Source organism: Desulfosalsimonas sp. (genome assembly GCF_055149105.1).
In genome coordinates, this window is the sequence record NZ_JBSRLA010000010.1 from 59,630 (window position 1) to 72,754 (window position 13,125).

Annotated in this window: 11 protein-coding genes; 8 read left to right on the forward strand and 3 right to left on the reverse strand. The window is 57.3% G+C overall.

Features of this window, described 5'->3' with window-relative positions; all coding sequences use genetic code 11:
• The first annotated feature begins 165 nt into the window (after positions 1–165).
• On the forward strand, positions 166–1,143 hold the full coding sequence (locus tag ACTCIA_RS03965) for an NAD(P)H-dependent flavin oxidoreductase (protein ID WP_463000506.1): 978 nt from the start codon (positions 166–168) through the stop codon (positions 1,141–1,143).
• A gap of 56 nt (positions 1,144–1,199) precedes the next feature.
• On the opposite strand, the gene ACTCIA_RS03970 is transcribed toward ACTCIA_RS03965, so the two are convergent.
• Positions 1,200–1,616: a transporter gene (locus ACTCIA_RS03970; RefSeq protein ID WP_463000507.1), complete on the reverse strand. Its 417-nt coding sequence runs from the start codon at positions 1,614–1,616 to the stop codon at positions 1,200–1,202.
• A 79-nt stretch (positions 1,617–1,695) separates the two neighbouring features.
• On the opposite strand from ACTCIA_RS03970, the gene lexA reads away from it, so the two are divergent.
• Genes lexA through ACTCIA_RS04000 form a run of 6 tightly spaced genes read left to right on the forward strand, consistent with a single transcriptional unit; the run spans position 1,696 to position 10,154 of the window.
• Complete coding sequence (lexA, locus tag ACTCIA_RS03975) at positions 1,696–2,334, forward strand: transcriptional repressor LexA (protein WP_463000508.1); 639 nt, start codon at positions 1,696–1,698, stop codon at positions 2,332–2,334.
• A 1-nt stretch (position 2,335) separates the two neighbouring features.
• Entirely contained in the window at positions 2,336–3,526 is a 1,191-nt protein-coding gene (locus tag ACTCIA_RS03980) for a DNA polymerase Y family protein (RefSeq protein WP_463000509.1), read from the forward strand.
• Positions 3,523–6,468: a DNA polymerase III subunit alpha gene (locus ACTCIA_RS03985; RefSeq protein ID WP_463000510.1), complete on the forward strand. Its 2,946-nt coding sequence runs from the start codon at positions 3,523–3,525 to the stop codon at positions 6,466–6,468. Before ACTCIA_RS03980 ends, ACTCIA_RS03985 begins: the two co-directional genes overlap by 4 nt.
• Positions 6,469–6,528: 60 nt before the next feature.
• Positions 6,529–7,275, forward strand: a complete 747-nt coding sequence (locus ACTCIA_RS03990; protein WP_463000511.1) for an AEC family transporter — start codon at positions 6,529–6,531, stop codon at positions 7,273–7,275.
• The gene (locus ACTCIA_RS03995) at positions 7,238–8,017 is read left to right on the forward strand and encodes a TAXI family TRAP transporter solute-binding subunit (RefSeq protein ID WP_463000512.1); all 780 of its coding nucleotides are present in this window, start codon (positions 7,238–7,240) and stop codon (positions 8,015–8,017) included. The genes ACTCIA_RS03990 and ACTCIA_RS03995 overlap by 38 nt, the downstream gene beginning before the upstream one ends.
• Before the next feature lie 46 nt (positions 8,018–8,063).
• On the forward strand, positions 8,064–10,154 hold the full coding sequence (locus ACTCIA_RS04000) for a TRAP transporter permease (protein WP_463000513.1): 2,091 nt from the start codon (positions 8,064–8,066) through the stop codon (positions 10,152–10,154).
• On the opposite strand, the gene ACTCIA_RS04005 is transcribed toward ACTCIA_RS04000, so the two are convergent.
• Positions 10,141–10,830 carry a 4Fe-4S double cluster binding domain-containing protein gene (locus ACTCIA_RS04005; protein WP_463000514.1) on the reverse strand — a complete coding sequence of 230 codons (690 nt, stop codon included), beginning with the start codon at positions 10,828–10,830 and terminating at the stop codon, positions 10,141–10,143. The two genes, ACTCIA_RS04000 and ACTCIA_RS04005, sit on opposite strands and share 14 nt — an antisense overlap.
• A gap of 43 nt (positions 10,831–10,873) precedes the next feature.
• A complete protein-coding gene (locus ACTCIA_RS04010) occupies positions 10,874–12,028 on the reverse strand; it encodes a cysteine desulfurase family protein (protein WP_463000515.1) in 1,155 nt (384 codons plus the stop codon).
• Between the two features lie 166 nt (positions 12,029–12,194).
• On the opposite strand from ACTCIA_RS04010, the gene ACTCIA_RS04015 reads away from it, so the two are divergent.
• Positions 12,195–13,019: a lytic transglycosylase domain-containing protein gene (locus tag ACTCIA_RS04015; protein WP_463000516.1), complete on the forward strand. Its 825-nt coding sequence runs from the start codon at positions 12,195–12,197 to the stop codon at positions 13,017–13,019.
• Positions 13,020–13,125: the final 106 nt, after the last annotated feature.

Consider the following 13,125-nt stretch of genomic DNA (forward strand, 5'->3'; position numbering starts at 1 on the left):
CAGAATTTCACGTACGCATAACTGCGCTGCATTCTTCGAAATCGCGCAAGCCTTGATCTTGAACTTTTTACGGCGCCATCTGAAAATCGACTTTTTACGAGCGCGTCAAAATTGTTTAACGGGTATTTATCGCATCCATAACCGTGCCCAAAAAAGGGGGAGATCATGATTCAGACCCGGATTACAGAATTGTTCGGCATTGAAAAACCCATTGTCCAGGGCGGGCTGATGTGGATCGCCCGGGCGGAACTGGCCGCAGCAGTGGCCAATGCCGGCGGCATCGGCTTTATGACCGCGCTGACATTTCCCGACCCGGAGGATCTTCGCGCGGAAATCCGCAAATGCCGGCAGATGACAGACAAGCCCTTTGGCGTGAATCTCACGTTTTTGCCCGCGCTCACCCCGCCGGACTACCCCTCCTATATCCGGATCTGCATCGAGGAGGGGGTCAGGTTTATCGAGACCGCCGGAAGAAACCCCGAGCCGTACATGGATCAGATCAAGTCTGCGGACATCAAGGTGCTGCACAAGTGCACCTCTGTGCGCCACGCCCAAAAGGCCGTGAAAATCGGCTGTGATGCCATTGGCATGGACGGCTTTGAGGCAGCCGGCCATCCCGGTGAAGACGATGTGACCTCCCTGATCCTGCTGCCGGCTACCCGGGATGCCATTGACGTACCCCTGGTGGCTTCGGGCGGGTTTGCCGACGGCAGGGGCCTGGCCGCAGCCCTGGCCCTGGGCGCGGATGCCATCAATATGGGCACCCGGTTTGTGGCCACAAAAGAGGCGCCCGTGCACGACAATGTCAAACAGGCCCTGGTCGGCCGCACGGAGCGCGACACCCGCCTGATCATGCGCTCTTTGCGCAACACCGAGCGGGTTTTGCACAACACCATTGCGGACAAGGTTATTGAAATCGAGCAGCAGCCGGGGGAAACCCGCATAGAGGACATTGTTTCCTATGTGGCCGGCCGGGTGGGCAAGCAAATGCTTGAACAAGGTGACATGGAAGCCGGGACCCTGGCTGCGGGCCAGTGCATGGGCCTGATCCGGGACGTACCCGGTGTGAGGGAACTGCTTGATCGCATCATGGCAGAGGCTGAAGCGGTGATGCGCAAAAACGCGGGAAAAATACGGGACTGAGACAGCCGGAGCCCTGCTGTGTCAGCACTCCCGGACACAGCAGGGCCCCGGGGTCTTTACCAGGACTTGCTCAGGGTAATGATAAACTGGGAGCCTTCCGGGCTGTTTTTTGCGCTAAATTCCCGGAGAAACCGCAGGTTGACCTGCATGAGCCGGGGCGGGGGAAAGAAAAAATTGATTTCCGCGCCCAGGGCATGGTTTTCTTTTCTCTCCAAGGCCACGGTGCCGGGGCCGTCATCGCTGTCGTCATCGATCTGCCAGGTTGAGCATCCGCTGATGCCGGGCCGGACCACAAGGCCCGGAGAAACCGGGATTTCTTTTCCGATACCCCATTCCACCACAAATTCCGCTCCGGGCCGGATATCGGTGTCCTTTTGCCGGCCGTGGACCAGGGTGCGGGTCAGGGCACTGGCCGACCATGTCTTTTGTTCATCGAAAAACAGCCTTATATAAGCCTTGTCCGGATTGTTCAAGCTTTTTGTCCGGTTTTTTACGTTACCTTTACAAAATTTTACATTGACTTTTACATTGTTCCGGGCTAACGGATAAATCATGAAAACAGAATTGAGCTCAAGACAGCAGCGGTTGCTTGACTACCTCCGGGAACAGATCGCGGAAACCGGCCAGACACCGTCTTTGCGCCGGACCGCCGGGGATCTGGGGGTGAGCCATACGGCAGTGGCGGAAATGCTGAAAGTCCTGGAGCAAAAGGGGCTGGTAAAGCGCCAGGGCCGCTACGGCAGGCATGTGCATCTGCTCAACCGCGCCGGTGAAACTGCCGGAATCCAGCGGATCCGGGAAGTGCCGGTCATCGGCCGGATCACCGCCGGGCTGCCCGTGTATGCCCAGCAGGAGTGGGAGGAAAGCATTGTGGTGGATGCAGATTTCTACAAGGGCAACAACCTTTTTGCCCTGCGCGTAAAAGGCGATTCCATGACCGGCGCCGGCATTCTCAGCGGAGATCTGGCCATCTGCCGGCCCCGGCAGTATGCTGCAGACGGTGAAATTGCAGCCGTGCTCATAAACGGTGAGGAGGCCACAATCAAGCGTTTTTTTGCAAGGGCCGACCATATCCTGCTCAAGTCTGAAAATCCGGATTTTCCGCCTCAGCGTTACGGCTTTGACCATGTCCTGGTCCAGGGCCGGGTTATCGGGATCCAGCGTGGCCCGGACGTGATGCAGAGGCTCTGACATGGGCCGGGTTTTTGAGCGGGAAGTGATTCATTTGAATATCGTTGATTTTGCCGTGGCCGTGGAACGCCTCCGGGAGCCCCGTCTTCAGGGCCGGCCCGTGATCATCGCCCCTGCCGGCGGGCAGCGGGCCGGGGTTTATGACATGAGCGAAGAGGCCTACCAGGCCGGTGTGAGAAAAAACATGCCCTTATACCAGGCCCGGCGCCGGTGCCGGGATGCCGCGGTGCTCGCCCCGCAGCCGCAGCGCTACGCACAGGCCATGGCCCGGGTGGTGCGCCGGGTCATGCCGTACTCCCCCTTGATCGAGCCCGGTGAAATGGACGGCCACTTGTTTGTGGACGTCACGGGAACAGGCCGGCTCCACGGCCCGGCCCGGGACGCGGCCCGGCACATGGCCCGGCAGATCCAAAGGGACCTGGGTTTTTGTCCGGCCTGGGCGGTGGCCGCCAACAAGCTGGTGGCCAAGGTGGCCACGCGACGGGTAAAGCCGGCAGGGCAGTACCTGGTGGCCCCGGGTGATGAAGCCGGCTTTCTTTGGCCCCTGGGCCTGGATTTGATCCCGGGCATCAGCAGAGACGATCTTTTTCGCCTTCGGGAACTCAACCTGATGACCGCCGGCCAGGCCGCCGGGCTGAGCCCGGAGCAGCTGGCCGTAATTGTTGGCCGGCGCGCGGGAAAAATCCATGACGCTGTGTGCGGCATTGATCCGTCGCCCGTGGCCCCTGTCGGTGAGAGCCCGGATGCGGTTTCCGCGGCCTCCGGCCTGGGTGCGGACACCAATTGCGTGTCTGCCGCAGAAGCGGTTTTATACAGGCTTGTGGAAAAAATCGGCGAGGAACTGCGATCCCGGAACCGGGCCGCCCGCAGGCTGGTGATGGCCATTGACTATGCAGACGGCCGGCGCTGTTTCCGGCAGACCGCCATGGAACCCCCTGCAGCCGATGATATCACTCTGTTTGCGGTTTCCCGCAGGCTTCTGCACAAGGCCTGGGTGCGCCGGGTGCGCCTGTTTTGCCTGTATCTTGCCTGCCCCGCACCGGTTGCCTTCCAGGTGCAGCGGCAATTGTTTTCAGATCCGGCCGGGGGGATTGAAAAAAGAAATTCCCTGGCAGGGGCCGTGGACCGGATCCGTCAGCGTTTCGGCCATGACGCGGTGTACCCGGGCCGGGTGATGGGCGTGCAGCCATGATCCCCCTGGCGGTGCATTCCGGTTATTCTTTTCTGCAGGGCACATCCGGCGTGGACGCCCTGGTGGGCCATGCCGCGGCCCTGGGCCATGACCGGCTGGCGCTTACCGACACTGACAACCTTTGCGGGCTATGGGCTTTTACGGCCGCCTGCCAACGCCACGGCATCCACCCCATTACAGGCGCTGAAATCACGGAACCGGCCACGTCCAGGTGCGCGGTCTGCCTGGTCAAAGATACCCGGGGCTATGCCGGGTTGTGCCGGCTTTTGAGCCGCCGTCACACAAATTCGGATTTTGATCTGGCAACCGGATTGGCCGCTTTTGGAAAAGGGCTGGTGGTGCTGGTTTCAGATCCGGATCTCCTGTATGCCGGCCATGCGGCAAATCTTGACATGGTGGCGGCCATGTTTGGCCACCCGTTGCCCGCAGACCATCTTCTGTGCAGGACCGCCCGGCGTCTGGATATTCCCCTTGCGGCCGCACCGGCCAGTTTTTTCAACCGGCCCGAGGATTTCGAGATTCACCAGGTATTGCGCGCCATTTCCGGAAACACCACCCGCTGCCGCCTGGCACCCCGGGATACGGCCGGTAAAGACGCTTTTCTGGCCCCGCCGGAGCAATACATGCGGCAGTTTGCCGCATGCCCCCAGGCTGTTTTACAAACCGCGGCCATTGCCGAACGCATCGGTTTTACCGGGCCGGATTTCGGCCTTGTGATGCCCCCGTATGAATCCGCACCCCCGGAGCAGGCAGCCAGACAACTGCGCCGGGCGGCCTATGACGGCGCCCGGCGCCGCTACGGCCAGTTATCCCCGGCTGTCACCCGGCGCCTGGACCATGAACTCGACATTATTTCCGCCATGGGCTTTTGCGGCTATTTTCTGATTGTGGCCGATATTGTCGGCCAAAGTCCCCGCACCTGCGGCCGCGGCTCAGGTGCGGCCTCCCTGGTGGCCTATTGCCTGGGCATCACCAATGTCTGTCCGGTCAAACACAATCTTTATTTTGAGCGGTTCTTAAACCCGGGCCGCAAGGACCCGCCGGACCTGGACGTGGATTTTGCCTGGGATGAGCGTGATGCCGTGATTTCCGGGGTCCTGGAGAAATACGCGGGCCGTGCCGCCCTGGTGTCCAATCATGTCTGCTTTGGCCCGCGCATGGCCATCCGGGAAACCGCCCGGGTTATGGGCATGACCGAGCGTGAAATCTCCCGGGGCATGAAGACCGCGGACCCGCCGCCGCCCTGGCCGGAAATTTTCCGGATAGCTTCACGCATCGCCGGGCTTCCCAGGAACCTGTCCGTGCATCCGGGCGGTGTTGTCATTACCCCGGAAGCCATTGACAGTTACGCGCCCGTGCAGACCACTGCCAAAGGGCTGCCGGTTCTGCAGTGGGACAAGGACGGGGTGGAAGACGCCGGGCTGGTCAAGATTGACCTGTTGGGCAACCGCAGCCTGGGCGTGATCCGCGACGCCCTGGCCGGGGCTTGGGAAAACGGCGCAGAAATTGATGAAAACGCCTGGGTCCCGGAAGATGATCCCGCCACCCGACAGATGGTGGCCCGGGGGCGGACCATGGGGTGTTTTTACATTGAAAGCCCGGCCATGCGCCTTTTGCAGGAAAAAAGCCGCATGGGCGATTTCAGCCATCTTGTGATTCATTCCTCCATTATCCGGCCGGCAGCCAACGAGGTGATCCAGGAATATCTCCGCCGGCTCCGGGGCGGGGCCTGGAAGCCGATCCATCCGCTGGCCGCAGACGTGCTCACTGACACTTACGGCCTGATGGTCTACCAGGAGGATGTCTCCCGGGTGGCTGTCTGCGTGGCGGGCTTTTCTCATGCCGAAGCTGACGGACTGCGCAAGGTCATGTCCAAAAAAGACCGCAGCCGCCATCTGGGGGATTATTATCAGCTGTTTGCCGCAGGCGCCAAACAGCGAGGGGTGGCATCCGGGGATATGGAGGCCATCTGGCGCATGATCATGAGCTTTGGCGGCTATAGCTTTTGCAAGCCTCACAGCGCATCCTATGCCCGGGTCTCGTTTCAGGCCGCATACCTGAAAACCCATTTTCCCGCCGAGTTCATGGCCGCTGTGATCAGCAATCAGGGCGGATTTTATTCTGCTTTTGCCTATGTGTCCGAAGCCCGGCGCCTGGGCCTGACCGTGCTGGGCCCGGATGTGGAAGAAAGCCGGATTGCCTGGACCGGGAAAGGAAGAAAACTGCGCGTCGGGCTGTTGTCTGTAAAGGGATTGTCTTTTGCCGCCTGCCGGCGCATTGTTTGCGAGCAGGGCAGGGGGGCGTTTGCCGGTGCCCGGGATTTTTTTGACCGGGTGGACCCGGATGAAACCGAGGCCAGGGCCCTGATTCACTGCGGCGCCCTGGACCGGTTTCATCCGGAAAAAAACCGGGCGGTTCTGCTGTGGCAGTTTTGCGCCCGGGCGCGGGCCAAAAAGCCCGGCGCAGAATCGGCCGGCCTGTTTTCCGCCCCGTCTGATGCGGCCATGCCGGATCTGCCCGAGGCAGACGCGTTGCTGCGGCTTCGCCGGGAATTTGCCGTGCTCGGATTTTTATGCCATTGCCACCCCATAAGCCTTTTTGCCCATGCCCTGAAAGGGGCAAATACGATCAAAGCCGCTGATATTCCGGCTTCTGCGGGCCGGCGGGTGCGTTTTGCCGGCTGGCGGATCACCGGCAAGACGGTTTTGTCCAAAAAGGGCGATCCCATGGAGTTTGTCACCTTTGAAGACGAAACCGGCCTGGTGGAGACCACGTTTTTTCCGGATGCCTTTGACCGGTTTGCCGATGTCCTGCAATCCGGCCGGGCGTTTTTGCTCTCCGGGGTGGTGGAAAAAAACTGGGGCGCCGCCACCCTGCGGGTGGACCGGCTCCAGCCGCTCGGGGCGGCAACAGGGCCGATGGCTGCCCAAAAACCGGTATGACGCGGCATAAAGGCGCAATAAGGATTTTACATGCGAGTGCAATGGTGCTAAATCCATGATATGATTCTAAACACCCTGTTTCCGGTCTTTGCTGTAATTTTTCTGGGAAGCCTTCTCAGGCTGTCCGGATTTGTGAGCCGGGATTTTTTTCACGCCTCGGACCGGCTGGTTTATTTCATTTTCTTTCCCTGCATGCTGTTTTGGAAAATCGGCACAGGTGATCCGTCCGCCGGGTTTGACCCTTATTTGTTTGCCGCTGTGCTGGCAGCGGTGCTGCTGGTGTTCGTTCTGAGCACCGCTTATATTGTTTTCGGAAAAGTGGGGGCTTTTCAGGCAGGCAGTTTTTCCCAGAGCTGTTACCGGTTTAATACCTATATCGGCATGGCCGTTATGCTCAAGGCAGCAGGCGATTCCGGCGTTGTTTTGTTTGCGGTTTTGATCGGGCTGATCATTCCGGTGATCAATGTGCTGTCAGTAGGGGTTTTGATCTGGTTTTCGGAAAAAGATTATCCGCCCGGGCAAAAAACATGGTATCTGCTCCGTGCCCTTGCCACCAATCCGTTGATTCTGGCCTGTATTGCCGGTATTGGGTTTTCTGTATCCGATCTGCGGCTGCCGGTGTTTGCGGACAACACGCTTTCTTTGGTATCCATGCTCACCCTTCCCCTGGCCCTGATTTCCATCGGCAGCGCCCTGGAGGTAAAAAAGTTGGGCAGCGGTTTCCGGCTGGCGCTCACTGCGGCTGTCCCCGGAAGGGTCGGGCGGATCTGTGGAAAATGTACGCCGGGTCCATTCAGGCGATTTTGACTTCGGCATTTCCTATGCCGTTGATATCGGTCTGGGCGCAGAAGGAAAACTGCCGCAGGATGAAAAAGTTTACGACAAGGTGCGATGCATCGGCTACCTTTACGGCGCGCCCGCCCAGCTCGTGGTCCGGGCGGACAGTGATTACAAAAGCGCCATGGATCTGAAGGGCAAGCGTGTGGCAGTGGGCAACGCCGGATCGGGTGCGGCCACATCCGCTGAACGGTTTTTCCGCCATATCGGTGTGTGGGAAAATTTCGACCCACAGTTCCTGGGCTATTCCACGGCTGCATCGGCTTTTCAGGACGGAAAAATTGAGGCCTTCTGGGTTCTGGTCGGATATCCTAACGCCTCGGTGATTGAAGCGGCCACCCAGACCCGGATCCGCCTGATCGACGTGGGTGTTGATGCGGAGAAAACCGGTTTTTATGACGCCTATGCATACGCCCCCACAACCATTCCCGCCGGTACATACCCGGACCAGGAAAAGGATTGCCAAACCTTCCAGGACTCCACTTTGTTGACAACCCGTGCTGATGTTGATGATGAAATCGTCTATAACATCACCAGGGTGATCTGGTCGGAGAAAGGACTTGAGTTCATGCGCCAGGCCCATGGGGCAGCCAAGGAAATGTCGCTGGAAAACAATTTCAAAAATGCTTCCAGGCCGCTTGCAAAAGGGGCGGCAAAGTTCTGGAAAGAAAAAGGCGAGCAGATTCCGCCGGAACTCAAACCCGTTGACTGATTTGTAAATGATCCGCTGCTGACATCCGGACAGACAGGAATGTGCAATGACCCCGGAAACCCAGGAAGGTGCAACAACACCGGAAACCGTTGATGCAAAAAGGCTCGAAGAGCTTCAGGCAAAAGAGACAAAAGGCTCCCGATCTCTTTCCGGCTTCTGGTTTTACCTGACTTCGGCCATGTCGGTTTTCATGGCTTTGTTTTATATGTACGGAGCCGGCATCCGGCCCGTATCCGCGCAGTATCACCGGGGTGTTTATGTTGCCATTACCTTTGTCCTGGTTTTTTTGCTGTTTCCCATGCACCGCAGGTCAAGAAGGGACCGTCCGTCTGTTTTGGACATGCTGCTTGCGGTGCTGGCCGCTTTTGTGGTGGGCTACTGGATTGTGGAGTTCGAAGCCCTGAACTACCGGATGGGAAATGAAACCACCCTGGATTTTATTGTCAGCACCCTGGGCATTTTTCTTTCCCTGGAAGTCTGCCGCAGGGTGCTGGGGTGGTCCCTGACCCTGACAGGAGCGGCTTTTCTTCTGTATTGCTACTTTGGCCAGTACATGCCTGAGGCCATTGCCCACCGGGGGTTTTCTTTTGAGCGCATTGTCAATCACGTGTATTTAAAGCAGGAGGGTGTTTTTGGCATCATGGCCAGCGTGCTGGTCACGTATGTGATTCTGTTTATTTTTTTCGGATCTTTTTTGAAAAAATCCGGGGCAGGGCAGTTTTTAATGGATCTGCCCATGGCCCTGGCCGGAAGGACAACCGGCGGGCCGGCAAAGGTATCTGTGCTGGCCTCCGGGTTTTTTGGCTCTATTTCCGGAAGCGCCATTGCCAACACCGTCACCACGGGTGCCTTTACCATCCCGCTGATGAAAAAAGCAGGCTTCAAACCCCATGTTGCCGGTGCCATTGAACCTGCTGCATCCGTGGGCGGCATGTTCATGCCGCCCATAATGGGTGCCGGCGGATTTTTGATGGCGGAAATGACCGGAACCCCGTATGTGACCATAATGAAAATGGCGATTTTCCCCGCATTTCTGTATTTTCTGGCTGTACTGGTCATGGTCCATTTCGAGGCCAAGCGACACGGCATTGTCGGCATCGTGGAGCCGGATCAGCCCGGGGTCAGGGAAATCCTGAAAAAGGAGTGGTTCATGGGCCTGCCGCTGGTGGTCATCGTGGCCCTTATGCTCATGGGTTACAGCCCGGGATATGCGGCAGTGCTCGCAACCCTTTCCTGTATCCTGGTATCCTGGTTTACAAAGGACCAAAAAATGGGCCCCAGGCAGATCTGGGAAGCGTTGCTGGAAGGTTCCAGAAACACGCTTGTCATCGGGGCAACCGTTGGCGTGATCGGCATTATTGTCGGCTCCATTGCACTTACCGGCATCGGGCTTCGGTTTTCCGACCTGATTTTCAATCTTTCCGGAGGCATCCTTCCAATCGCCATTCTGCTTATCGGCATTGCCAGCCTGGTTCTGGGCATGGGTGTTCCGGTGACCGCATCGTATCTCATCGTGGCGGTTCTGGCCGTGCCGGCAATGAGCAGTATGCTTGCCATGCATCATTATGGGGTTTCCACGGTTACCGAACTCGGCTTCACCAACCAGACAGCTGCGGCCTGGACCCTGCTGGCTTCGCACATGATCGTATACTGGTTCAGCCAGGATTCCAACATTACCCCGCCGGTATGCCTTGCGGCCTACAGCGGGGCCGCCCTTGCCAATTCGGATCCGTGGAAAACAGGCTGGACCGCTTTCAAGTTTGCGAAAATGATTTATATTGTACCGTTTTTATTCGCCTATTCCCCGGGCTTGCTGTTAAACGCCTCCGGACTCAAAATTTTCATGACCTTTCTGACCTGCATACTGGGTACGATTTCTTTTTCCATGGTCACAATGGGGTATTTCAAATGCGCCACCAATGTGGCTGAATGGATTCTGGCAGCCGTTGGCACCATTATCCTGCTGTTTCCCCGGGTGGTGCCGGGAATTACCGGCCTGGAAATTTCCATTTTTATCATAGATGCGGCTGCCATCGGTCTTTTCGTGCTGGTTTATCTGATGCAGACGCTGCGGATCAGAAAAAATCCAAACCTTACCCTGCCCCTTGAACAAAGACGGCATCTTAAAACCGTCTGAATTCGGAAAACCGGTCATTTTTCAGTGTTTTTACAGAATGCGGGCAGACCGAGGAGCAGATCCCGCAGTTATGACCCTTGTGGTAGGCAAAAAAATGCTTTTTTTTCCAGGTATCACAGGCGGCGGCATCGAGTATCGCATCGCGGCCCACGCCCGGATGCCATGCCGTGCCGGTCAATGCGCCTGCAGGGCAGGCCCTGACACACTTCATGCAGGTGCCGCAGAAACTTTTTTCCAGGGCTGGGCCGCATGACAGGGGCATGTCCGTGAAAACCGTTCCCAGCCGGATCCAGGAGCCAAACGGGCGGGTGATCAACTGGCAGTGACGGCCGATCCAGCCCAGGCCGGCTCTTGTGGCCGCAGTTTTGTGAGGGAAATCGGCCCGGATATGGACCGGGTCGGAACGAACCGATGCCGCCAGCGGCTTTGCCGAATATCCCCTGGAGATGATTTTCTCTGCCAGTTGTTTCGATATTTCATTGATTATTTGGTTTACCCGGGCATATTCGTCTGCATAGGCTTGGTTGGGTCCGTTTTGGATCCCGGCCATGATTTGCGGATTCATGGGAAAAATCAGAGAAACGGCAAAGGCAAAGGGCTTATCATTGCTGTTCGGGGGTGTGCTGAACCCGTCGAGATTTGCCGCACCCCACAGGGTCACTTTGTTGGCATCCATCCAGCGGGCAAGCCATGGAGGATTGTTTTGGGGTGAAAAATTTTTAGGCATTTGTCTGAAGTCTTTTTACTGCTGCCGTCACCACTTCCAGTGTCCGGTCAATTTCATCTTTTGTTGTCATCCGGCCCGTGCTGAAACGTAGTGTTCCTTTGGCGCAATTTTCTTCAAGACCCATGGCCGCCAGCACGTGGGAGATTGAAACAGTGTCTGCGTGACAGGCCGCACCGGCTGAGGCCGCCACCTCAAGGCCGATTTCCTCCAGTATCCGGTTGGCTTCAAGGCCGCAAAACGATATGCTCAGGGTGTTGGGCAGCCGGTGGGTCAGATGGCCGTTGACCCGGACAGGATCAATTGCTTTTGTGAGTCCGGCCTGGAGGCGGTCCCGGAGCTTTTCCATGTGCGCGGAGTTGGTTTTCAGGTTCTGTGCGGCAATTTCACAGGCTTTTCCCAGACCTGCGATTTCCAGCACGTTTTCAGTGCCCGCCCGGCGTCCCGACTCCTGGCCGGCGCCGTGGCAGAAGGGCTCCAGGTGCAGGCCCCTGCGGATGTATAAAGCCCCCACGCCCTTGGGCGAATAAAGTTTGTGGCCGGCAATGCTTAACAGCGAAACCCCCTGGTCATCCACGTTCACCGGAATTTTGCCCGCAGACTGGGCCGCGTCCGTATGCACCAGGATGTTTTCCTGACCGGCTGCGGCGGCGATTTCTTCTATGGGTTCAATGGTGCCCACCTCGTTGTTGGCATGCATGATGGAAATCAGGATGGTATCGGAACAGATGGCGTCCTTTACGGCCTGCACCGACACCCTGCCGGTTGGATCAACCGGCAGGTAGGTGACGGAAAATCCCTCTTTTTCCAGAAAACCGCAGACTTCCAGCACTGCCGGATGCTCCACCCGGGAGGTGATGATATGGCGGCCCTTGTCCCGCATGAGTCTGGCTGCGCTTATAATGGCGTGGTTGTTGGATTCCGTTCCGCCGCTGGTAAAAACAATTTCCCCGGGCAGACAGCCGATAAGGCCGGCTACCTGTTGGCGGGCGGTTTCCACGGCCCTGCGCGGGGCAATGCCGTACCAGTGGGAACTGGAAGGATTGCCGAATTCGGTTTCCAGAAACGGCCGCATGGCGGCAATCACTTCCGGGTCATGGGGAGTGGTGCCGTTGTAATCCAGATAAATCGGATTTGTTTTCTGGTTCATAAATGTGTTTCCTTTGATTTAAAATGACAAAAAAGGTGTTTCCCGCATGATTTGTCATTTCCCAATTTTATTCTCTTTCTGTCATTTTTGCAATTCAGAGATAAAGTATCGGCCACAGCGGCCGATATGATCCCTATCAGGGGTAAACTTTAACACTTGGATGAACATGCAGATTTATCATACAGACAATCTGAGAGCCGGATTCAGCCAAAAGCCGGCACAGGCCGACCCGGGGCAGGGCAGCGCCTTTGCCCGGCAGTTTGACCAGATGCTGGAACAAAGTGCTTACGGGCAGTCGGCAAAAGCACGGCAGCCGGTTCATCTGGGCACGATTACCCGTGATCAGCCCACAGTGTCCCATCTTCTGGCCGATCATAAAGACCATGGAAGTGATTGCTGGAAAATCATCCATTCAGGGCAGAATCAGAACAAACCTTATACCCGCATTCCCGAGGGAACTAAAGTTTTTCTGGACCCCCGGACAAAGGAGATTACCTGGGATGGGGATGATGTTTCCGCCCATGCCGCCGGCCCCGGTGGTCGTGGCGCGGATTTTGCTTTATATCAAGCCTATGGCTCCGGTGATGTACCGGCTTCCAATCTTCCGGGAGATCAGCGCCGGGTCATCGAAGATGCCATTGATCTGGCCGCACAACGGCATAACATGCCCAGGGATCTGATTGCCGGGGTGATCCGGGCGGAGTCCAATTTCAATCCCGACGCGGTTTCCACTGCGGGCGCCCGGGGGCTCATGCAGCTGATGCCAGAAACCGCCCGTGAACTGGGTGTTGAAAATTCGTTTGACATCAGGGAAAACATTGACGCCGGCACCCGGTATTTAAAGAAAATGCTGCAGCTTTTCGGGGACAATCTGGAAAAGGCCCTTTCCGCATACAATGCCGGACCAGGGACGGTCCAACGGTTTAACGGCCGGGTGCCCTATGATGAGACCCGGCAGTATGTGGCCCGGGTCATGTCTTTTATCCAATAGTGATGGCGCCGTAAAAGTCCAATATCTGCGTTACGCGCAATTTCTCAGAATTTCACGTACGGCTAAGTACGCTGCATTCTTCGAAATTGCGCAAGCCTTGATCTTG

Bases quoted from the DNA above. Each gene is read 5' to 3' on its own strand.
- ACTCIA_RS03965 (WP_463000506.1), top strand. From the start codon at position 166: ATGATTCAGACCCGGATTACAGAATTGTTCGGCATTGAAAAACCCATT.
- lexA (WP_463000508.1), top strand. From the start codon at position 1,696: ATGAAAACAGAATTGAGCTCAAGACAGCAGCGGTTGCTTGACTACCTC.
- ACTCIA_RS03980 (WP_463000509.1), top strand. From the start codon at position 2,336: ATGGGCCGGGTTTTTGAGCGGGAAGTGATTCATTTGAATATCGTTGAT.
- ACTCIA_RS03985 (WP_463000510.1), top strand. From the start codon at position 3,523: ATGATCCCCCTGGCGGTGCATTCCGGTTATTCTTTTCTGCAGGGCACA.
- ACTCIA_RS03990 (WP_463000511.1), top strand. From the start codon at position 6,529: ATGATTCTAAACACCCTGTTTCCGGTCTTTGCTGTAATTTTTCTGGGA.
- ACTCIA_RS04000 (WP_463000513.1), top strand. From the start codon at position 8,064: ATGACCCCGGAAACCCAGGAAGGTGCAACAACACCGGAAACCGTTGAT.
- ACTCIA_RS04005 (WP_463000514.1), bottom strand. From the start codon at position 10,830: ATGGATGCCAACAAAGTGACCCTGTGGGGTGCGGCAAATCTCGACGGG.
- ACTCIA_RS04010 (WP_463000515.1), bottom strand. From the start codon at position 12,028: ATGAACCAGAAAACAAATCCGATTTATCTGGATTACAACGGCACCACT.
- ACTCIA_RS04015 (WP_463000516.1), top strand. From the start codon at position 12,195: ATGCAGATTTATCATACAGACAATCTGAGAGCCGGATTCAGCCAAAAG.